Here is a 19,062-nt window from a genome sequence, read left to right on the forward strand (position 1 = left end):
CTTCCCTGACACGGAAGAGGTCACTGGTTCGAACCCAGTATCGCCCACGTATGGACCCCTGGACGCTGTCCGGGGGTCCTTGTGTTTGGTGGCTTGTTTGACGGTGGATCTTCAGTGCGGATCTCTAATGTCGGACCGGTGTGAAAAGGTGCCCCTATGACAGTTCCCGGCCTTGCCGCAGAATCTCCCAACGGCCTCGGCAGGATGTACCGACGCTCCCTTTCAGCCGCTCCGAGCGTTCCCTCCATCACGACCGTCATCGCCCAGCAGCCGCTGGACCTGGACGGATGGCGCAGCTACATGGCAGCGCGTCATCTTGCCGACCACCCCGAGCTACGCACGGCGCTTGACAGCCCTGCCCGGATTCGGCAGCTAGTGCGCACTGCCGTCGACGCCTCGGAGGAGTACGCGCGTGCTGCTGCCCAGCGCGGGGACCGCGTGCACGCGTTCGCCGAGCAGTTGGCACTCCGGAGGCTCGGCCGCCCGCACCAGCTCGCTGAGGCACGCGAACTCCTTCGATCGCACGGGGAGGAGGGCTTCGCGGTCAGTGTCGAGCGATGGTGGGAGGGCTTCGGCGTCGAGCCGATCGCCGCCGAGCAGACGGTCTGGAACACGTCGCTCGGCTACGCAGGAACCTTGGATCTCGTGGCCCGGATCAACGGCAGGATCTGCCTCGTGGATTACAAGACGAAGGGCACGACCAGGGATGGCCGCGTGAAGCCGCCGGACGAGAAGGTCGCCATGCAGCTCGTCGCTGGCATGAAGGCCGAGGAGAGCGTCCTCGACCCGGCCGCGGGCGAGTGGGAGCCGTGGAAGTACGGCGAGGACCCGTTGCTCATCGCGGTCGCGGTGGGCGAGACGGAGTTTGCGGCCGTCCGCGTCAACCCCGAGGTTCGCCGTCACCACTGGGTCACCTTCTGTGGGCTGCAGCGCGTGTGGGAGGCGCGAGTGGAGGTTGCCGGAGCGGGCCGCACGCTCCTGCCGTTGCCGCCCCCGCCCCAGCGGGTTCAGTTGCCCTCGGAGCCAGTGCCCTCGCTAGCGCAGCCGTCTGTCAATGCCGCCGGTACGAACGGCGCGGGCGATTAGACTTTCTCCAGTCCTCCACCCGCGTCGAAAGGCTGCTTCTGCCATGGCCATCCTGCCCATCCGGATCATCGGAGACCCCGTGCTGCGCACGCCTGCGGACCCGGTGACCGAATTCGGGCCTGAGCTCGAGCGCCTCGTCGCGGACATGATGGAAACGATGGAGGACGTCGACGGGGCGGGTCTCGCTGCGCCTCAGGTGGGGGTGGGCCAGAGGGTCTTCACGTATCAGATCGACGGTCAGCGGGGGCACCTTGTCAACCCCGTTCTCACTCTCTCGGACGACTTTCAGGACGACGTCGTCGAGGGATGCCTGAGCATCCCGGGCGTGGCGTACCCTCTTCGCCGTCGCCGTGCCGTTCAGGCCCGCGGCTACGATGTGCACGGCAACCCGGTGGAGATCGAGGCCGAGGGGATGCTGGCCCGCGCGTTCCAGCACGAGACAGATCACCTTGACGGAGTCCTATTTGTCGATCGGCTCGAGGGAGACGACCGGCGGGCGGCTCAGCGGGTCATCCGTAGGCTGGACTACTCGAGCGTCGCGAGCGCAACAGCCACGAAGCGTGCTGGACACGTGGGCTCCGCGTTCGGCACGGGTGCGTCCTTCGGCGGCGGCTCCTTCGGAGGTCCCGCGTCGCCGGGCGCGGGGGCACCCGCGTGAGAGTCCTGTTCGCGGGGACGCCGGCCGTCGCGGTCCCCTCACTCAACCGTCTCGCCCAGGCAGAGGCGGCGGGAGCCGACGGCCTCGAACTCGTCGGAGTCCTGACTCGCCCCGACGCTCGGCTGGGCCGCAAGCGAGTGCTCACGCCGTCGCCGGTGGCCGCCCGGGCTGTGGAGCTCGGTCTGCCTGTCATCAAAGCCGCGAGGATCACGGCAGAAGTCACCTCGGACCTCGCCGCGCTCGCACCAGACGTCGCCGCGATCGTTGCCTACGGTGGCCTCGTTCCTCCTGCGGCTCTCGAGGTGCCGCGTCACGGCTGGGTGAATCTGCATTTTTCCCTGCTCCCCGCCTGGCGCGGTGCCGCGCCAGTGCAGTACTCGGTCCTGCACGGCGACGATGTCGTCGGAGCTTCGACCTTCCGGCTCGAGGAGGGCCTCGACACCGGCCCCGTCTACGGGACGATGGCTGTGACCCCTCGCCCGGACGCGACCGCAGGTGACCTGCTCGCCGAGCTTGCCGAGAGCGGTGCCGGCCTCCTCGCGCGGACGCTCGAGGGGATCGCGGATGGGAGCCTCGTGCCACGGCCGCAAGAGGGCGAGCCTACTTATGCCCCCAAGCTTTCCCTCGACGACGGGCGGCTCGACTGGAGCCAGCCGGCTCGCGCCCTCGATCGCAGGGCACGCGCCGTGACGCCCGAGCCGGGGGCCTGGACCGTGCTCGACGGGCAGCGCTTCAAGCTAGAGCCGCCCAAACTCCGCCCAGATGTCGAGGGCCTCGAGCAGGGGGTCCTCTCGTGGGACGGCAGAGTACTGCTCGTCGGGACCGCGACCCACGCTCTCGAGCTTGTCCGTGTGCAGCCAGCCGGGAAGAAGATGATGGCCGCGGCCGACTGGGCGCGCGGGGCTTGGAACACCGACGGATTGAGGTTCGGATGACCGCGGGGGGTCCTGGTCCGATGAGCGGACGCGACGGCGGCCAGCGTGGCGGCCGCCAGGGCCGCGGCGGTCAAGGCCGCGGGGATCGAGAGCACGGCCAACGCCGGAACGAGCAGGGCCGCGAGAGGAACCGGGGAGGCTCCGCTCCCCGTCGCTTCAGCCAGCAGGCCCCGAGCGAGCGTTCCCGGACGGCCGATCCGAGCCGTCTCGTGGCGTTCGAGGTTCTGCGCGCAGTCTCCCGGGATGACGCGTACGCGAACCTCGTGCTGCCTGCCCGGATCCGCCAGCACCGTCTCGATCGCCGAGACGCGGGGTTCGCTACCGAGCTCGCGTACGGGGCGCTCCGCGGGCAGGGGATGTACGACGCGATTCTCGCCCGCTGTGTAGACCGACCCCTCGACCGCTTGGATCCCGCGGTGCTCGACGTCCTGCGTCTGGGCGCCCACCAACTCCTCGCGATGCGTGTCCCTCCGCATGCGGCACTCAACCAGACGGTCGCCCTCGCCCGCGCCGTCGTCGGCGCCGGGCCCGGGTCCCTCGTCAACGCCGTGCTGCGCCGCGCAAGCGGGCGCAGCCTCGAGGAATGGCTCGATGAGCTGACGGCGACCGCGGACGAGACCGAGGCGGCTGCGATCCGCCACGCCCACCCGCCCTGGATCGTCCGGGCCCTGCGCCAGTCGCTCGTCGCCCACGGGCGCTCGGCCTCCGAGATCGAGGCGTTGCTCGAGGCCGACAACGCGGCGCCTGTGGTCAACCTAGTCGCGCTCCCTGGCATAGGGAGTCTCGACGAGGCACTTGAGCAGGGTTCGACGCTCGGGGAACTCGTCGAGGGTTCGGCGCTCTCGTCAGGAGGGGACTTGGGCCGATGGTCCTCCATACAGAGCGGCACCCTCCGAGTGCAGGACGTGGGTTCGCAATTGGTTGCCCGTGCTGTTGCGGCCGCGCCCTTGGCCCCAGAGGCCGTTGCTGGGAGCGCAGGCGAGCGCTGGTTGGATCTGTGCGCCGGCCCGGGTGGAAAGGCAGCGCTGCTCGGCGCCCTAGCGGCGGAGCGTGGGGCCTTTCTCCTTGCGAACGAGCCAGCCGAGCACCGCGCGGACCTCGTGCGGCAGGCGCTCCGCCCGGTTCCGGCGGAGTCCTGGTCGGTCCGGACGGGCGACGGCCGCACCCTCGCCCCCGAGCTCAAGGAGACCTTCTCCCGGGTCATCGCGGACGTGCCGTGCACCGGACTCGGTGCGCTACGCCGTCGTCCCGAATCCCGTTGGCGGAGAAGTCCGGAGGACGTCGCGGAACTTGCACCCCTTCAGCGGGAGCTCCTCGACGCCGCGATCGACGCCGCTGCACCGGGGGGCGTCGTCGGGTACGTAACGTGCTCCCCGCATGCGGCCGAGACCATTGCGGTCGTCCAAGATGCCTTGCGGCGTCGAGGCGACATCGAGGAGCTCGACGCTGGCGAGGCCATCGACGCCGTCGCCCTCCGTCCGCTCGGAGCGGGCCACGACCGCACCGCGCAGCTCTGGCCCCACGTCCATGGCACCGACGCGATGTTCCTAGCCCTCTTCCGCAAGCGCTCCGCCCCTAGCGGACCGAACGACGCACCCAGCAAGGAGTCCTGAGTGAGCCGCTGCAGCATCCACCCGAGTATCCTCTCCGCCGACTTCGCCAACCTTCAGGCAGAGCTTTCGCGCATCGGCAGCGCGGACGCAGTTCACGTCGACGTCATGGACAACCACTTCGTGCCGAACCTCACGTTGGGGCTGCCTGTCGTCGAGCGGCTCCAAGCCGTCAGTCCGCTTCCCCTCGACGCGCACCTCATGATCGCCGACGCCGACCGGTGGGCCCCGCTGTACGCCGACCTCGGCCTCGCATCGGTGACCTTTCACGCCGAAGCGGCCATCGCGCCGATCAAGCTGGCGCGGGAGCTCCGGGCCCGCGGGTCAAAGGCAGGAATGGCGCTCCGCCCCACGACCGCCGTCGAGCCTTATCTCGAGATGTTGGGTGAGATCGACATGCTGCTCGTTATGACGGTCGAGCCGGGCTTCGGCGGTCAAGCATTCCTCGACGTGACGCTCCCGAAGATTCGGAAGGCCAGGGCGGCCGTCGACGGCAGCGGGGCCAAGGTCGCAATCCAGGTTGACGGTGGAATCTCCTCGTCCACGATTGAGCGCGCAGCCGAGGCGGGCGCGGATGTCTTCGTCGCAGGGTCCGCCGTGTACGGGGCTGAGGACCCTGCCGCGGCCGTCGAGGCGCTCAGGGCAGCGGCCGAGGCCAGCGTCCGCGCCTGATCCCGCCGTTCGCTTCAAGTGAACACTACGCAGATGACGCGCCCGTCACTGATGTACCTGCGTGATGTGCCACAATGTCAATGGCCGCTAGCCGATCTGGCACATAGTCAGGAAGGCGCTCGGCCACAGTAATGAACGTGCTCCGGGGTCGGTGAAAGTCCGAACCGGCGGTGACAGTCCGCGACCCGATGGCCCGCTCCAGCGTGAGTGGGCCCTCGGTTGAACCGGTGGAATTCCGGTACCGACAGTCAGAGTCTGGATGGGAGAAGCACGTGCAGTCTGCGGTGTGCCACGCTGGCGCGCCGCTTCTGTCGCAACCCCGGAGCCGCTGCGGTCCGGAAAGGAAGGTTGCGATGGACATCCAGCAGTGGCTCTTCGCGTGTCGGCCCTCGGTGCTGCCCTCAGGGCGCCTGGAGGCTGCCGGATGAGCGCCCCCGTGTCGACACCGGCTTGGACGGCCGAGGATACCCGGCGCATGGGCGAGGCCCTCCAACTTGCCAGTCAGGGGGTACGCGGCGCCAACCCCCTCGTAGGCGCGATCGCCGTCGGACCAGACGGCAAGGTCCTCGCCACCGGATTCCACCGTGGCGCCGGAACCGCCCATGCGGAAGCGGACGCGATTCGGAACGCCGAGCGCGAAGGCACCGACCTTGCCGGGGCAACCATGTACGTCACGCTCGAACCCTGCAATCACACGGGGCGGACAGGTCCCTGCGCTCAGGCGCTGATCCATGCGGGAGTCGGGCGCGTCGTGTACGCGATCGACGATCCCCACGATGTCGCCTCGGGCGGCGCTCGGACCCTCCGCGACGCAGGGATCGCAGTCGAGTCCGGTCTCCTCGGGGCTGAAGCGAAGCGCCTGAACGAGCGCTGGCTGGTTGCCGTGCGGGACAGGCGCCCCTTCGTGACCCTGCACATCGCCCAGACGCTCGACGCGCGCATCGCTGCCGAAGACGGTACGAGCCAGTGGATCACATGCCCTTCATCCCTGACGGACAACCATGCACTCCGCGCGCGGATCGACGCGATCCTCGTCGGGAGCCAGACCGTCGCCGTCGACGATCCGCGACTCACCGCCCGCGGAGAGGACGGCGGCCTTCTCGAACACCAGCCGCTGCGGGCCGTGATGGGGCTGCGGGAGGTGCCTGGAGCCGCCGCCGTCCGTGGCGACGATGGCCGATTCCACCACCTCCGCACGCAGGACCCCGCCGAGGCGCTCGCTCTGCTTTTCGACCTCGGGGCACGTCACGTGATGGTCGAGGGCGGATCGCGGATCATCGCCGCTTTCCTCTCGGCAGGCCTTGTCGATGAGCTCATCGTCTACCAAGCCCCGATCCTCCTTGGGTCCGGAAAGACGTCGGTGGCAGATCTGGGCATCCGGACGCTTGCCGACGCGCAGCACTGGGACTGGGATGAGAGCGGCGGGGGAGCGGTTCGCCGCCTTGGCACCGACCTCCGGCTCCACCTCCGCCCAGCCAGCGCCTCGGGACCCGCACGCCCCCTTGACCTGACCCGTCCCATATCCGAAGGAAGCAACTGATGTTCACCGGGATCATCGCCGAACGCGGCACCGTCGTCGCTGTCGACTCGACGGGCGAGAGCGCCGTCATCACCCTCTCGGCCCCCACCCTCGCCGCGGATCTGCCCCTCGGAGGCTCGATCGCCGTCGACGGCTGCTGCCTCACAGCGACGCGCAACGACGGGCACACGTTCACAGTGGACGTCATGGGCGAGTCGCTTGCGCGCACGACCATCGGTGGGCTTGAGGCGGGGGACACCGTCAACCTCGAACGGTGCGTCCCCGCAGGGGGGCGGCTCGATGGGCATGTGGTCCAAGGCCACGTGGACGGCGTGGGCGTCCTTGCAGAACGCGAGCCCCTCGAGAACTGGCACCGCCTGCGCTTCTCCGTACCGGACGCGCTCGCGCCCTACATCGCGGAGAAGGGCTCGATCGCGGTCGACGGCGTCTCCCTCACGGTGACGGGCGTGAGCCTGGCAGAGGAGGACGGCCAATGGTTCGAGGTCGGGCTCATCCCCGCGACCCTCGCGGAAACCGGCCTCGGGTCGAAGCCCGTCGGCGCCGCGGTCAACCTCGAGGTCGACGTCCTCGCGAAGTACACAGCAAGGCTGCTCTCGTTCGAGACGCGCGGCCACGGGCTGGGGGACCAGGCCGAGCTCGCGGGGAAGGGAGCGTCCGCATGAGCGCGCAGGTTAAGGTCGTCCGGCTCGAGCCGGTCCAGGCGGCAGTCGACGCGCTCCGGGAGGGCCGCGCCATCGTCGTCGTCGACGATGAAAACCGGGAGAACGAGGGCGACATCATCTTCGCAGCCCAATTCTCGACTCCCGCCCTCATGGGGTGGACGATCCGGCACACGTCCGGCGTCGTCTGCGCTCCGCTCTCCGGTGAGATCGCAGACCGGCTCGCGCTCCCGCCGATGGTGGTCGACAACCAGGACGCCAAGGGCACCGCCTACACGGTGTCGTGCGATCTGCGCAGTGGCATCTCGACGGGGATCAGCGCGACGGATCGCTCAAACACGGTTGTGGCTCTCGCCGACGCCCGTTCGACGGCCGCAGAATTCACCCGTCCGGGGCATATTTTCCCGTTGCGGGCGGTTGACGGTGGTGTGCTGGCGCGCAGGGGACACACCGAGGCGGCAGTTGACCTGTGCCGTCTGGCAGGCTTGGCTCCAGTAGGAGTGATCGCAGAAGTGGTCCACGACGATGGAGAGATGATGCGGCTCGCCGCTCTGCGCGAGTTCGCCGACGAGCATGGATGTCCGCTCATCTCCATCGAGGACCTTGCCGAGTTCGTGGCGGCCCGCCGGGGCGCCGGGGAGGAATGATATGACGACCAGTACGGCCCCGGCCAACGGGGCCAGACGGCCCGGCCACCCCGTGACGAGCGGTCCGGTGGTGAAGCTGCCCACAGCGTTCGGCGAGTTTGTCGCGCAGGCCTGGATCGACGAGGAAACCGGGGCCGAGCATCTTGCGGTTAGTTCCCCGGAGGCGCCAGAGCCGGGAGTAGCACCGCTGGTGCGCCTCCACTCGGAATGCCTGACTGGCGACGTATTCGGCTCCTACCGCTGTGATTGCGGCGAACAGCTCGCGTACGCCCTGGGGCTGATCCGCGAGCAGGGCGGAACTCTCCTCTACCTGCGGGGCCACGAGGGGCGCGGGATCGGCCTCGCGAACAAGATTCGGGCCTATTCGCTTCAGGAGGCCGGTTTCGACACGGTCGAGGCGAACGAGCAGCTGGGCCTCCCGGTCGACGCCCGTTCCTATCACGCGGCCGCGCAGATCCTCTCGGAGATGGGCCTCACCCACATCCGGCTCCTGAGCAACAACCCGGACAAGCAGAATCGGCTCGCCCAAGCGGGCGTTCACGTGGTCGAGATGGTGCGCACCGAGGTTCCCTCACGGGCCGAGAACCTCCGCTACCTGCAGACCAAGAAGGAGCGCATGGCGCACCTTCTGACTCTCGATGTCGAGGCCGCGCTGCCTACGACGCACCCCGACAACGACTGACCAAGCACTTGAGGACGCGCGGATAGCGCGCCCACCAACAGAACAGGATCTCCCCTCGTGAGCGGACACGGCGCCCCTGCCCTTGCCCTTGACGACCCACAGCTGGCCGAACTTCGCCTCGCCATTGTCGCGGCAAGCTGGCACACCCAGATCATGGACGGGCTGCTCGACGGCGCCCTCCGCGCGGCAAAGGAAGCGGGCATCGACAGCCCTACCGTCGTCCGGGTCCCCGGAAGCTTCGAACTTCCGGTCGCTGCAGCGAAACTCGCCGAAACGCACGACGCCGTGGTGGCCCTCGGCGTCGTGATCCGCGGCGGCACGCCGCATTTTGAGTACGTGTGCGAGGCGGCAACGGTCGGGCTGACGGACGTGAGCGTTCGCTCGGGAATTCCCGTGGGCTTCGGTGTCCTCACGTGCGACGACGAGCAGCAGGGCCTCGACCGAGCGGGGCTTCCCGGCTCGCGGGAGGACAAGGGCTACGAGGCGACGACGGCGGCGCTCCTCACGGCCGCGACTCTCCGGGCTTTGTGAGCCGGTCCGCCGGGTTCGGCGATTTGTTGGCTTCGTCACACCGGCCAAGTCACACGCGGGCTACCGTCTCAGGACGCCCGATGAGCTCGGATAGTCTTGACTCCGTGAAAGATTTCGAGTCGCTGTTCGCCGAGCTCAGCGAGAAGGCCACGCGACGCCCGGAGGGGTCGCGCACCGTCGTCGAACTGGACTCGGGGGTCCACGGCATCGGGAAGAAGATCGTGGAGGAGGCCGCCGAAGTCTGGATGGCGGCTGAATACGAGTCGGACGAGGCGGCGGCCGAGGAGATCTCCCAGCTTCTCTACCACGTCCAGGTGCTCATGATCGCGAAGGGTCTCACGCTCAAGGACGTGTACACGCATCTCTAGCCACGGCGCGCGCTCCCATCCCGCAGCCGGGAGGGGCGCCCCGTGGCGAGAAGCCGAGACATCTCCCTTCGAAACCAGAAAGACCACCATGCTCCGTGTAGCAGTCCCCAACAAGGGCTCCCTTTCCGAGGCCGCCTCCTCGATGCTTTCCGAGGCCGGCTACCGCCAACGCCGCGAAGGCCGCGAGCTCGTCATGCTCGATCCTGAGAATGACGTCGAGTTCTTCTTCCTGCGGCCCCGCGACATCGCGGTGTACGTAGGCCAAGGCACCCTCGATGTCGGCATCACCGGGCGCGACCTCCTCATCGATGCCGAGGTGGAGGCCGAAGAGCTCCTGCCGCTCGGCTTCGCGGCCTCGACGTTCCGCTTCGCCGGCCCCGCCGGCGAGTTCGCTTCGGTGGATCAGCTCGAGGGCCGTCGGGTCGCGACGAGCTACGACGGGCTGGTCCGCACGTACCTCGCCGACCAAGGGGTGAAGCCCGCCCGGATCGTGCGCCTCGACGGCGCGGTCGAGTCCTCCGTCCGGCTCGGAGTGGCAGACGCAATCGCGGATGTCGTGGAGACGGGCAACACGCTCAAAGCCGCGGGGATGGAAGTCTTCGGGGATCCGATCCTGCAGTCGGAGGCCGTGCTCATCGGCCGCAAGGGGCATGTCATGCCCGCGATCGAGGTCCTCATCCGCCGCCTCACGGGCGTGCTGGTCGCGCGCAAGTACGTGCTCATGGACTACGACGTCCGCAAGGAACTCGTCGAGCAGGCCTCGGCCCTCACACCGGGCCTTGAATCGCCCACGGTCTCCCCGCTGCGGGACTCCGAATGGGTCGCGGTTCGTTCGATGGTGCCGAAACGAGAGACCAACCGGGTCATGGATGAGCTGTACGACCTAGGTGCGCGAGCGATCCTCGTCAGCAGCATCCACGCCTGCCGGATCTAGGGAGGGGCGAACCATGGGCGTTGCAGTCCGCGTCATCCCGTGCCTCGATGTCGACGCGGGGCGCGTCGTCAAGGGCGTCAATTTCAAGGGCCTCCGAGATGCGGGAGATCCAGTCGAACTGGCCCACCGCTACGACCGGGCCGGCGCGGATGAGCTCACCTTTCTCGACGTCACGGCGTCTTCGTCCGAGCGGGAGACGACGTTCGACGTCGTCCGCCGCACGGCCGAGGAGGTCTTCATCCCCCTCACCGTGGGAGGAGGAGTGCGCGGCGTTGCGGAAGTTGACCGCCTGCTGCGGGAGGGTGCGGACAAGGCATCGATCAACACCGCAGCGATCGCCAGGCCGGACGTGATCGACGAGATCACGCGGCACTTCGGTTCGCAGGTGTTGGTCCTCTCCGTCGACGCGCGCCGGGTCCAGGGCGAGGTGAGCACGCCTTCAGGATTCGAAGTGACGACGCACGGCGGGCGCCGGGGGACCGGCATCGACGCGGTCCAGTGGGCGAAGGAGGCTGCCGACCGTGGCGTCGGTGAAATCCTCCTGAATTCCATAGACGCAGACGGCACAAAAGAAGGATTCGACCTTGAGCTGATCCGGCTGATCCGTGCAGCCGTCGCGGTCCCGCTCATCGCCTCGGGAGGCGCGGGTGCGCCCGAGCACTTCCCGCCTGCGATCGAGGCCGGAGCGGACGCTGTGCTCGCCGCATCGATGTTCCACTTCGGCCCTGACGACATGATCCGTCAGGTGAAAGAGGCTATCCGAGCCGCAGGCCACGAAGTCCGCTGAGAGAGCTGGCTCCGGACAGGGCGGGCACCTACGAGCGGGTGAGGCGCCCGGCCTCGGTCCACCCGGTTCCGAGATAAGACGGTGCCTGGGATGCCTCGACAACGGTGTAGATGACTTCAGCCCCCTCGAGGAAGGCTTCCTCGGCCAGCGCCGAGACCAGGGCCGGGCCCAATACGTCGGGATCCGTTCCCTTCTCGAAATCGAAGTGGCCTACGACGGCGACGCTGTCGCCGAACGCGATGCGTCCTCTCGCCGCGGCTCGCCCGAACAATGTCACCTCGACAGCGTCGTACGGTCCGAGTGGTGCTCCGACGACGTCGCCGCCCTCCGGCAGCTGCGGGGGCTGCTCGACGTCGGCGGTCCTGGCCGCGAAGACGGTAGCCTCGCCGCCGTCGACCGACGGGGCGGGGCCGGATTCGGCCCACTCCGATTCATTGACAGCCGCCCAGAGCGGGCCGATGGAATTCCAGATTTCGTCGAGTGCGGGCATGCCCCCATCCTGCCACTTCAAGAAGCCGACGAGAGATGCGAGGACGCCTGGCAGGGAGCGCCAGCCCAAGCGCTGCTTCCTCCGGGCGCGGCCTCAGGGGCCGACGTCGGCCGTCTTCAGGAGAGCCACCGCGTCGGGTTGGCCCTCGAATGTCACAAGCGCGTGCGAGCCGCGGCCCGTCGCGTGCAGGAGGAGCTCGCCTGGCTCGCCGACAATCGCCACCGAGACGGCTGCCCGTTTGGCTACATGCCGTGGCCCCTGAGGGCTGACGAGCACCACACCGAGGTCCACGCCCCGGTAGAGAATCGCGGCCTGCCGCACAAGGTGCTCCCAGAGCGCGTCCGCATACCCTTCGTCGAGGGCGCGCGGGGCCCAGCGCTCGGTTGCTCGCCGCACGTCCTCGGTGTGGACGAAGAACTCTGCGAGGTTCGCGGCTTCGTCGAGACGGGGGATTCGCAGTGGCGAGGCCTTCGGGGGCCCTGCCCGGAATGATGCCACGAGCTGCGCATAAGCCGCGGGCGTTGCTGTCTTGGCAGCGAGCCGTGCTGTGGCGGAATCGGAGACGCTGCGGAGGCGTCGGACGGCGAGGCCGAAGCCGACGCGGGCGTTCCGCTCGCGAAGGTAGAGATGAGCCGCGAGCTCTTTGGTTGCCCACCCCTCACACAAGGTGGGCGCGTTGGGGCCGGCCGCGAGCAGGGTCTCGGCCAGGACTTCCCGGGACGGCGGAACGAAGTGCATCACTAGCGAAACTAGCACGCGCGGGCGTGCCCGCGCGCACGGTCAGCCCGCGACTTCACGGCCACTAGACTTGAGGGGATGTCCGAGCAGAATGAACCCTCCTCCGAGCCACCCCAGGCCGCCCCGAAAGCCGCGGTGGCCGACGCCGGCTACCCAGCTCTCGCCGCCGATGTCGCCGAGCGTCTCAAGCGGGATCCCGCCGGACTGGTGGCCGCCGTCGTGCAGCAGTACGACAGCCTCGAGGTGCTCATGGTGGGGTGGATGGACGACGAGGCACTGCGACGGACGCTCACGAGCGGCCGCGTAACATTCTGGTCGCGTTCGAGGCGGGAGTACTGGCGCAAGGGCGACACATCGGGCCATGTCCAGTGGGTCAAGTCCGTGTCCCTCGACTGCGACGGCGACGCGCTGCTCGTCCAAGTGGACCAAGTCGGCGCAGCCTGCCACACCGGGACCCGGACCTGCTTCGACGGCAGAGGCATTCCCGCCGTCGTCGGCGAAGCCTGAACAGGCCCGCTCACTCCCGCCCCTCGCCCACTCGCCTACGGAAGGCCCGCCACCCACACCATGCTTGACCTAGGAGTCATCGAACCCACGCTCGGGGAGTTCCGCAAGCTCGCCGCGGACCGACGCGTCATCCCAGTCCGCGTGAAGCTGCTGGCCGACGCCGAAACCCCCATCAGCCTGTACCGCAAGCTCGCTGACGGACACCCCGGGACGTTCCTGTTCGAATCCGCAGCCGTGGGCGGCTCGTGGTCGCGCTATTCCTTCATCGGGGCCGAGTCCCGAGCGACGCTCACGAGCAACAACGGCGAGGCACACTGGACCGGCGAGCCCCCGGTCGGGGTCCCCACGGGCGGGAACCCGCTCGAGGCGCTTCGCGACACCGTCACCGCCCTGCGGACCGAGCGCTTCGACTCCCTGCCCCCGCTCACCTCCGGCATGGTCGGCTTCGTCGGCTGGGAAGCGGTCCGGCGCTGGGAGAAGCTCCTGTCACCGCCCGAGGATGACCTCGACCTTCCTGAGCTCGCTATGAACCTCGTCACGGACCTCGCGGTGCACGACAACGTGGACGGCACGGTGACACTCGTTGCGAATGCGATCAACTTCGACAACAGCAACGAGCGCGTCGACGAGGCATGGCGGGACGCTGTGGAGCGCCTTACCCGGATGGTTGAGCGAGTGCTCAAGCCTTCGGCGGCGGCGGTTTCCGTCCTCGGCCCCGTGGTCGACTACCGGGACAAGGTGATCGAGAACTGGGAGGAGTCCGGCTACCTTGCCGCGATCGCCCGCGGGAAAGAGGCGATTGTCGACGGCGAGGTCTTCCAGGTCGTCATCTCGCGCCGTTTCGAGCTCGATTTCGACGCCCCGCCGCTCGACGTCTACCGGATCCTCCGGGCCATGAACCCGAGCCCCTACATGTACCTCCTGAGCCTCGAGGACGCTGATGGGCGCGAGTACTCGATCGTTGGGTCGTCTCCCGAGGCCTTGGTTACAGTGACGGGAGACCAGGTCGTCACCCATCCCATCGCCGGCTCACGCCCACGCGGCGCGACGGTCGAGGCGGACAGGGCCTTCGCCGAGGAACTCCTCGCAGACGAGAAGGAGCGTGCGGAGCACCTCATGCTCGTCGACCTCGCCCGCAACGACCTCTCGAAGGTGTGCCGCCCCGGGACGGTCGAGGTCAGCGAGTTCATGGCGGTTGAGCGGTTCAGCCACATCATGCATCTTGTCTCCACGGTGGACGGCCGCCTTCGGCCGGACGCGACTGCCTACGACGTCCTCGCCGCAACCTTCCCGGCGGGAACGCTCTCAGGCGCGCCGAAGCCGCGTGCCTTGCGGCTCCTCGATGAAGTCGAGCCGAGGCGCCGCGGCGTGTACGGCGGCGTTGTCGGATACTTCGATTTCGCGGGCGACATGGATATGGCGATCGCGATCCGCACCGCGCTGCTCCGTGAGGGCCGCGCCTACGTCCAGTCCGGGGGCGGGATTGTCGCCGACTCGGACCCGGTGGCTGAGGCCCTCGAGTCGGTCAACAAGGCGGCTGCTCCGCTGCGCGCGGTGCACACCGCGTCCGCCTTGAGATCTGCAGCGACCCTCCCGGGCGTCGGGGAGGTGATCTAGCGTGGGCGGATCCTCCGAAATCGTTCCGGCCGCGGGGCACGAGCCGCCGCGCCTGCCCGCTTGGGCTCGGAAGTCGACCGTCGTCGCACTCAGCGTCCTCGTGGCGATCCTCGCTTTCGCTTCGACCACCCAGACTTGGATCGATGCGGACGTCCAGAGCGCCTCCGTGCGGACCGCGCACGTGATGGTCCAAGGCAGCAATGCGGCGACGGCGGTGACCGCCCTCGCGCTCGTCGGCCTTGCCGGGGTCCTCGCGGCCGCAGTCGCGGGCCGCGTCGGGCGCTTGGTGGCGAGCGCCGTCGTCGTCCTCGCGGGCTTTGGTGTCGCCGCGTCCTGCATCGCCGTTGTGCTGAATCCGCGGGCCGCGGCGGACAGCTCGATCGCGAAGGCCACAGGCGTGTCAGGCGGGCCGGCGACGACGGTGCTCACCTGGTTCCCCATAGCCGCCGCAGTGGCGGGAGCGCTGCTAGCGCTGTGCGGCATCCTCGCGATGGTCGCCTCGCGGCGCTGGCCCACGCGAACGAAGTATGACGCTGCCGCGGGCGGCCGCCGCAGGGCGACCGGCTCGGATGGTGAGACGGCCGAAGAGGGCGGAGACGCGCAAGCCGCCCAAGTTGACGAGATCGACGGATGGGACCGCCTGACCCGGGGCGAGGACCCGACCGACTGAAGCGGCGGACCGCATTCGGAAGGCGCCGAGCCCGGCGTCGAAGATGGCAGAATGGCCTAAGACCCCCAATCGAGGAGAAAACGACATGAGCAACGCGAGCGGTTCCCAGGACAGCACCAAGGCGGTCCTTCACGGCGAGGATCTTGGCCACGGGAACAGCCCGGCCGCATGGACCTGCGTCTTCATCATGCTCATCGGCGCGCTCGTCTCCTGCATTGCGTTCGTCATTGCCAACTCCCCGATCTTCTGGGCCGGCATCGTGATCATCGCGATCGGCCTGATCGTCGGCTGGGTCATGCGCCGCGCGGGCTATGGAGTGGGCGGCAGCAAGCTCAACAACACCCACTGATGGCGACTGTCCTCGACGACATCATCGCCGGCGTCCGCGAGGATCTCGAGGCACGCCGGAGCGCGTTCCCGCTCGCTGCCGTCCGTGAGGCGGCGGCTGCCAGGCCGGCCGCCCTCGACGCGTTCGGCGCCCTCGGGGGCAACGAGGAGCCGCGTCGCGAGCTAAAGGTCATTGCCGAGGTCAAGCGACGCAGCCCTTCCAAAGGCGAACTCGCAGACATCGTGGATCCAGCCGCCCTGGCGCAGCAGTACGCAGACGGCGGGGCTGCCGTCATCAGTGTGCTGACCGAGCAGCGCCGCTTCAGTGGCAGCCTCGATGACTTCGATGCTGTTCGCTCGGCCGTAGGCACTCCGCTGCTCCGCAAGGATTTCACGGTCGACGAGTACCAGATCCATGAGGCACGCGCCCACGGCGCCGACCTCGTGCTGCTCATCGTCGCGGCACTCGACGATGCCGAGCTCAAAGGCTTCCTCGACCTCACGCACGAATTGGGCATGAATGCCCTCGTGGAGACGCACACGGAAGAGGAGATCGACCGGGGCATCGCGGCCGGTGCTCGCATCCTCGGCGTCAATGTGCGGAACCTCAAGACGCTCGACGTCGACCGCGCCGTGTTCGGCCGCCTCGCCGACCGGATCCCGGCGGGACCCGTTGTCGTGGCGGAGTCGGGCGTGCGGAGCCCCGAGGACGTCGCGGAGTACGCCGCTCTCGGCGCAAACGCTGTGCTCGTCGGCGAGGCCCTCGTGACCCACGGCTCCCCGCGGGAGCGGATCGCGGCATTCCAGCGCAGCGGCGCGGAGGCGATCGCCGAGCGACTCGGCGCGAACTGAGCCGGAAGGGCGCCCTGTCGCGGACGCCCTTCTCCGGCGGACTTCAACAAGGACGGAGAGACTGGTGGCCCAGAACTCACCAGAAGCAGCCTCTGACGCTGTGATCAAGGAGCGCGAGGCCCACCCGGCCGACGCCTTCCTCTCGGGCAGTCTGCGACACGCGCCCGGCCCCTACTTCGGGGCCTACGGCGGCCGCTGGATGCCGGAATCGCTCATCGCCGCCCTCGACGAGCTTGAGGAGACGTTCGAGAAGGCGAAGCAGGATCCGGACTTCCTCGCCGAGATCGCCGAGCTCAACCGGAACTACTCGGGGCGTCCCTCGCTCCTGACCGAGGCCAAGCGGTTCTCCCAGCACGCCGGGGGGGTCCGCGTGTTCCTCAAGCGCGAGGATCTCAACCACACGGGCTCGCACAAGATCAACAATGTGCTGGGGCAGGCGCTCCTCGCTAAGCGGATGGGGAAGACCCGGGTCATCGCGGAGACGGGCGCCGGCCAGCACGGCGTCGCGAGCGCGACCGCAGCCGCGCTGCTCGGGCTTGAGTGCGTCGTGTACATGGGAGCCGAGGACTGCCGCCGCCAGGCCCTCAACGTGGCGCGCATGCAGCTGCTCGGCGCGACGGTTGTTCCGGTCACGAACGGCTCGCAGACGCTCAAGGACGCGATCAACGACGCCCTCCGCGACTGGGTCGCGAATGTTCGGACGACGCACTACCTTCTCGGCACCGCCGCGGGAGCCCACCCCTTCCCAGCGATGGTCCGGTTCTTCCATGAGGTCATCGGCGAAGAGGCCCGCGAGCAGATCCTGGCCCAGGCGGGCACGCTTCCTGATGCGGTCTGTGCCTGTATTGGAGGCGGCTCGAACGCGATCGGCATCTTCCACGGCTTCTTGGACGACCCCTCCGTGCGGCTCTATGGCTTCGAGGCCGGCGGCGAGGGAGTCGAGACCGGGCATCACGCTGCGACCATCACGCTGGGTCGACCCGGGGTCCTCCACGGCGCCCGCTCGTACCTTATGCAGGACAACGACGGGCAGACGATCGAGTCGCACTCCATCTCGGCGGGGCTCGACTACCCCGGCGTCGGGCCCGAGCACTCATACCTCCACGACATCGGTCGCGTCACCTACGAGCCGATCACCGACACCGAGGCGATGGAGGCTTTCAGCCTCCTGTGCAGGACCGAGGGCATCATCCCTGCCATCGAGTCCGCGCATGCGCTGGCAGGAGGGATCAAGGTTGGTCGGCGCCTAGCGGCTGAAGGGGGCAATCCGGCCGAGCGAATCGTGATCGTGAACCTTTCGGGGCGCGGTGACAAGGACGTCCAGACGGCAGCCGAGTGGTTCGGCATGCTCGATGAGAACGGCCAGGTGAAGGGCACGACGCTCTCGACGCGCCGGCCAAAGGGCTTCGTGCCGGGCGAGGGCACGGGCGCGGTGGAGGAGTTGGCATGAGCGCAATCGAGCAGCAGGCGCAGGAGGCAGGAGCCAAGGGCGTGGGAGGTACGACGACGAGCAAGGCAGCGGCCGCGATCGACCGCGCGAAGGCGGAGGGTCGAGCCGCCCTCGTGGGGTATCTGCCTGCTGGGTTCCCGACCGTCCAGGAGAGCATCGACGCCGCCATCGCGCTTGCTCGCAACGGTGCCGACGTGATCGAGATCGGCATTCCCTACTCTGACCCCGTCATGGACGGCAGCGTCATCCAGGCCGCCACGACCGAGGCACTCGCGAACGGCTTCCACGTCGCGAGCGTCTTCGAGGTCGTCAAGGCAGTGACGGATGCCACCGACGCCGCCGTGCTCGTGATGACCTACTGGAACCCCGTCATGCGCATGGGCGTCGACGAGTTCGCGCGCCGTCTGGCGGAGGCCGGGGGAGCGGGCCTCATCACGCCGGACCTCATCCCCGACGAGGCTGCCGAGTGGTTCGAGGCTTCGGACAAGTACGGGCTTGACCGGGTCTTCCTTGTCGCCCCGTCCACCACCGCTGAACGCATGGCCATGACCGTCGCCGCGACGAGGGGTTTCACGTACGCGGTTTCGCTCATGGGCGTGACTGGCGCGCGCGCGGCCGTGGACGAGAGCGCCCAGCGGGTTGTTGCCGAAGCCCGCGCAGCTGGCGCTGAACGGGTGTGCGTGGGCCTCGGCGTCTCGAACGCCGAGCACGTACGCGAGATAGGTGCCTACGCGGATGGAGTGATTGTCGGAACAGCCATCGTCGGTGCCCTCCGTGACGGCGGCCCCGACGCCGTCGGCCAGCTGGCGGCAGAGCTGAGCGGCGGTCTCAAACGCTCCGCCTCCGCATGACGGCGGCTTTCGCCTCTTCCCTTTCGGAGGTGCGAAAGCCGAAGGGCGTAACACAATGCGCGGGAAAGGCCATGCCCATCCAGCGTGCGGACCTCACCGTCTCGCTATACGGCGACCGTGGTAATCTTGCGACACACCGAGCCGTCTCCAACGAGTCGTGTCCCGCACTCAGGACGCGATCCCTTCAGCGGAGCACGACCGCGAATGGGTCTTCGCCCCGCTCGCCACGCTCCGGGCCACCGCCCGCAAGCGATGCTCACTCCACAAGGACGTGGACCACCGGCCGCGGGAGCACTTCCGCCGGGCCGACGTAGGAGGCACCTGACGCTGTTCGGCGGCGTGGAGCCGCCCCTACAATTTCCAGTAATCAGCGCCGTGCTGGGTCCCCTCGTGGCCAGCTACGCGGGGCCAACGTTGTCCCCTGTCGCGAATCGATCAGGAGGAAGGACGT

General features: G+C 68.5%; 23 protein-coding genes and 1 riboswitch. Of the genes, 21 read left to right on the forward strand and 2 right to left on the reverse strand.

Going from position 1 to position 19,062, the window contains the following annotated elements:
* Window positions 1–156 precede the first annotated feature (156 nt).
* The 13 genes from LK10_RS01665 to hisF all read left to right on the forward strand — a co-directional run bounded on the left by LK10_RS01665 (window position 157) and on the right by hisF (window position 11,109).
* Complete coding sequence (locus tag LK10_RS01665) at window positions 157–1,086, forward strand: PD-(D/E)XK nuclease family protein (RefSeq protein ID WP_052206831.1); 930 nt, start codon at window positions 157–159, stop codon at window positions 1,084–1,086.
* Between the two features lie 43 nt (window positions 1,087–1,129).
* Window positions 1,130–1,744, forward strand: a complete 615-nt coding sequence (gene def / locus LK10_RS01670) for a peptide deformylase (RefSeq protein WP_043119665.1) — start codon at window positions 1,130–1,132, stop codon at window positions 1,742–1,744.
* Window positions 1,741–2,679, forward strand: a complete 939-nt coding sequence (gene fmt / locus LK10_RS01675; RefSeq protein WP_043119667.1) for a methionyl-tRNA formyltransferase — start codon at window positions 1,741–1,743, stop codon at window positions 2,677–2,679. The genes def and fmt overlap by 4 nt, the downstream gene beginning before the upstream one ends.
* A gap of 20 nt (window positions 2,680–2,699) precedes the next feature.
* A complete protein-coding gene (locus tag LK10_RS01680) occupies window positions 2,700–4,292 on the forward strand; it encodes an RsmB/NOP family class I SAM-dependent RNA methyltransferase (protein ID WP_231567545.1) in 1,593 nt (530 codons plus the stop codon).
* On the forward strand, window positions 4,293–4,961 hold the full coding sequence (rpe, locus tag LK10_RS01685; protein WP_043119668.1) for a ribulose-phosphate 3-epimerase: 669 nt from the start codon (window positions 4,293–4,295) through the stop codon (window positions 4,959–4,961).
* Window positions 4,962–5,095: 134 nt separating this feature from the next.
* Window positions 5,096–5,236, forward strand: a riboswitch (FMN riboswitch).
* Between the two features lie 149 nt (window positions 5,237–5,385).
* The gene (gene ribD, locus LK10_RS01690; protein WP_043119670.1) at window positions 5,386–6,501 is read left to right on the forward strand and encodes a bifunctional diaminohydroxyphosphoribosylaminopyrimidine deaminase/5-amino-6-(5-phosphoribosylamino)uracil reductase RibD; all 1,116 of its coding nucleotides are present in this window, start codon (window positions 5,386–5,388) and stop codon (window positions 6,499–6,501) included.
* Window positions 6,501–7,163, forward strand: coding sequence for a riboflavin synthase (locus LK10_RS01695; RefSeq protein ID WP_043119672.1), 663 nt, complete (start codon window positions 6,501–6,503; stop codon window positions 7,161–7,163). Before ribD ends, LK10_RS01695 begins: the two co-directional genes overlap by 1 nt.
* Window positions 7,160–7,807 (forward strand): 3,4-dihydroxy-2-butanone-4-phosphate synthase, encoded by a 648-nt coding sequence (gene ribB / locus LK10_RS01700; RefSeq protein WP_052206833.1) that lies wholly within the window; start codon window positions 7,160–7,162, stop codon window positions 7,805–7,807. Before LK10_RS01695 ends, ribB begins: the two co-directional genes overlap by 4 nt.
* A 1-nt stretch (window position 7,808) precedes the next feature.
* Entirely contained in the window at window positions 7,809–8,489 is a 681-nt protein-coding gene (ribA, locus tag LK10_RS01705; RefSeq protein ID WP_043119674.1) for a GTP cyclohydrolase II, read from the forward strand.
* 57 nt (window positions 8,490–8,546) lie between these two features.
* Window positions 8,547–9,020 (forward strand): 6,7-dimethyl-8-ribityllumazine synthase, encoded by a 474-nt coding sequence (gene ribH, locus LK10_RS01710; RefSeq protein ID WP_043119675.1) that lies wholly within the window; start codon window positions 8,547–8,549, stop codon window positions 9,018–9,020.
* A gap of 104 nt (window positions 9,021–9,124) precedes the next feature.
* Entirely contained in the window at window positions 9,125–9,388 is a 264-nt protein-coding gene (locus LK10_RS01715) for a phosphoribosyl-ATP diphosphatase (RefSeq protein ID WP_043119786.1), read from the forward strand.
* Window positions 9,389–9,476: 88 nt separating this feature from the next.
* A complete protein-coding gene (gene hisG, locus LK10_RS01720; RefSeq protein WP_043119677.1) occupies window positions 9,477–10,322 on the forward strand; it encodes an ATP phosphoribosyltransferase in 846 nt (281 codons plus the stop codon).
* A 13-nt stretch (window positions 10,323–10,335) separates the two neighbouring features.
* Window positions 10,336–11,109, forward strand: coding sequence for an imidazole glycerol phosphate synthase subunit HisF (hisF, locus tag LK10_RS01725; RefSeq protein WP_043119679.1), 774 nt, complete (start codon window positions 10,336–10,338; stop codon window positions 11,107–11,109).
* A 28-nt stretch (window positions 11,110–11,137) separates the two neighbouring features.
* Here hisF and LK10_RS01730 read toward each other — a convergent pair whose 3' ends face one another.
* Together LK10_RS01730 and LK10_RS01735 are read right to left on the reverse strand one after the other, a co-directional pair.
* Window positions 11,138–11,599, reverse strand: coding sequence for a hypothetical protein (locus LK10_RS01730; RefSeq protein ID WP_156143988.1), 462 nt, complete (start codon window positions 11,597–11,599; stop codon window positions 11,138–11,140).
* Window positions 11,600–11,692: 93 nt separating this feature from the next.
* Window positions 11,693–12,337 (reverse strand): TIGR03085 family metal-binding protein, encoded by a 645-nt coding sequence (locus tag LK10_RS01735; RefSeq protein ID WP_043119787.1) that lies wholly within the window; start codon window positions 12,335–12,337, stop codon window positions 11,693–11,695.
* Between the two features lie 78 nt (window positions 12,338–12,415).
* Here LK10_RS01735 and hisI point away from each other — a divergent pair, with 78 nt between their 5' ends.
* The 8 genes from hisI to LK10_RS21645 all read left to right on the forward strand — a co-directional run bounded on the left by hisI (window position 12,416) and on the right by LK10_RS21645 (window position 18,936).
* Window positions 12,416–12,844, forward strand: a complete 429-nt coding sequence (gene hisI / locus LK10_RS01740) for a phosphoribosyl-AMP cyclohydrolase (protein WP_043119683.1) — start codon at window positions 12,416–12,418, stop codon at window positions 12,842–12,844.
* A gap of 60 nt (window positions 12,845–12,904) precedes the next feature.
* Complete coding sequence (locus LK10_RS01745) at window positions 12,905–14,461, forward strand: anthranilate synthase component I (RefSeq protein ID WP_043119685.1); 1,557 nt, start codon at window positions 12,905–12,907, stop codon at window positions 14,459–14,461.
* Window position 14,462: 1 nt separating this feature from the next.
* Window positions 14,463–15,131, forward strand: a complete 669-nt coding sequence (locus LK10_RS01750) for a Trp biosynthesis-associated membrane protein (protein WP_231567547.1) — start codon at window positions 14,463–14,465, stop codon at window positions 15,129–15,131.
* An 85-nt stretch (window positions 15,132–15,216) separates the two neighbouring features.
* A complete protein-coding gene (locus tag LK10_RS01755) occupies window positions 15,217–15,480 on the forward strand; it encodes an HGxxPAAW family protein (RefSeq protein ID WP_043119687.1) in 264 nt (87 codons plus the stop codon).
* Window positions 15,480–16,310: an indole-3-glycerol phosphate synthase TrpC gene (gene trpC, locus LK10_RS01760; RefSeq protein WP_043119689.1), complete on the forward strand. Its 831-nt coding sequence runs from the start codon at window positions 15,480–15,482 to the stop codon at window positions 16,308–16,310. Before LK10_RS01755 ends, trpC begins: the two co-directional genes overlap by 1 nt.
* A 100-nt stretch (window positions 16,311–16,410) precedes the next feature.
* Window positions 16,411–17,760: a tryptophan synthase subunit beta gene (gene trpB / locus LK10_RS01765; RefSeq protein ID WP_043119789.1), complete on the forward strand. Its 1,350-nt coding sequence runs from the start codon at window positions 16,411–16,413 to the stop codon at window positions 17,758–17,760.
* Window positions 17,757–18,611 (forward strand): tryptophan synthase subunit alpha, encoded by an 855-nt coding sequence (trpA, locus tag LK10_RS01770; RefSeq protein ID WP_081998203.1) that lies wholly within the window; start codon window positions 17,757–17,759, stop codon window positions 18,609–18,611. Before trpB ends, trpA begins: the two co-directional genes overlap by 4 nt.
* Window positions 18,612–18,768: 157 nt before the next feature.
* Window positions 18,769–18,936 carry a hypothetical protein gene (locus LK10_RS21645; RefSeq protein WP_156143989.1) on the forward strand — a complete coding sequence of 56 codons (168 nt, stop codon included), beginning with the start codon at window positions 18,769–18,771 and terminating at the stop codon, window positions 18,934–18,936.
* The last annotated feature ends 126 nt before the right edge of the window (window positions 18,937–19,062 follow it).

Source organism: Sinomonas humi (assembly GCF_000802235.1).
Classification (GTDB): domain Bacteria; phylum Actinomycetota; class Actinomycetes; order Actinomycetales; family Micrococcaceae; genus Sinomonas; species Sinomonas humi.

Coding starts and splice junctions, on each gene's coding strand:
- hisI (WP_043119683.1), top strand. CDS start 12,416: ATGTCCGAGCAGAATGAACCCTCCTCCGAGCCACCCCAGGCCGCCCCG.
- LK10_RS01755 (WP_043119687.1), top strand. CDS start 15,217: ATGAGCAACGCGAGCGGTTCCCAGGACAGCACCAAGGCGGTCCTTCAC.
- def (WP_043119665.1), top strand. CDS start 1,130: ATGGCCATCCTGCCCATCCGGATCATCGGAGACCCCGTGCTGCGCACG.
- ribB (WP_052206833.1), top strand. CDS start 7,160: ATGAGCGCGCAGGTTAAGGTCGTCCGGCTCGAGCCGGTCCAGGCGGCA.
- LK10_RS01695 (WP_043119672.1), top strand. CDS start 6,501: ATGTTCACCGGGATCATCGCCGAACGCGGCACCGTCGTCGCTGTCGAC.
- hisG (WP_043119677.1), top strand. CDS start 9,477: ATGCTCCGTGTAGCAGTCCCCAACAAGGGCTCCCTTTCCGAGGCCGCC.
- hisF (WP_043119679.1), top strand. CDS start 10,336: ATGGGCGTTGCAGTCCGCGTCATCCCGTGCCTCGATGTCGACGCGGGG.
- LK10_RS01680 (WP_231567545.1), top strand. CDS start 2,700: ATGAGCGGACGCGACGGCGGCCAGCGTGGCGGCCGCCAGGGCCGCGGC.
- trpA (WP_081998203.1), top strand. CDS start 17,757: ATGAGCGCAATCGAGCAGCAGGCGCAGGAGGCAGGAGCCAAGGGCGTG.
- LK10_RS01665 (WP_052206831.1), top strand. CDS start 157: ATGACAGTTCCCGGCCTTGCCGCAGAATCTCCCAACGGCCTCGGCAGG.
- LK10_RS01745 (WP_043119685.1), top strand. CDS start 12,905: ATGCTTGACCTAGGAGTCATCGAACCCACGCTCGGGGAGTTCCGCAAG.
- LK10_RS01735 (WP_043119787.1), bottom strand. CDS start 12,337: ATGCACTTCGTTCCGCCGTCCCGGGAAGTCCTGGCCGAGACCCTGCTC.
- ribD (WP_043119670.1), top strand. CDS start 5,386: ATGAGCGCCCCCGTGTCGACACCGGCTTGGACGGCCGAGGATACCCGG.
- trpC (WP_043119689.1), top strand. CDS start 15,480: ATGGCGACTGTCCTCGACGACATCATCGCCGGCGTCCGCGAGGATCTC.
- LK10_RS01730 (WP_156143988.1), bottom strand. CDS start 11,599: ATGCCCGCACTCGACGAAATCTGGAATTCCATCGGCCCGCTCTGGGCG.
- ribA (WP_043119674.1), top strand. CDS start 7,809: ATGACGACCAGTACGGCCCCGGCCAACGGGGCCAGACGGCCCGGCCAC.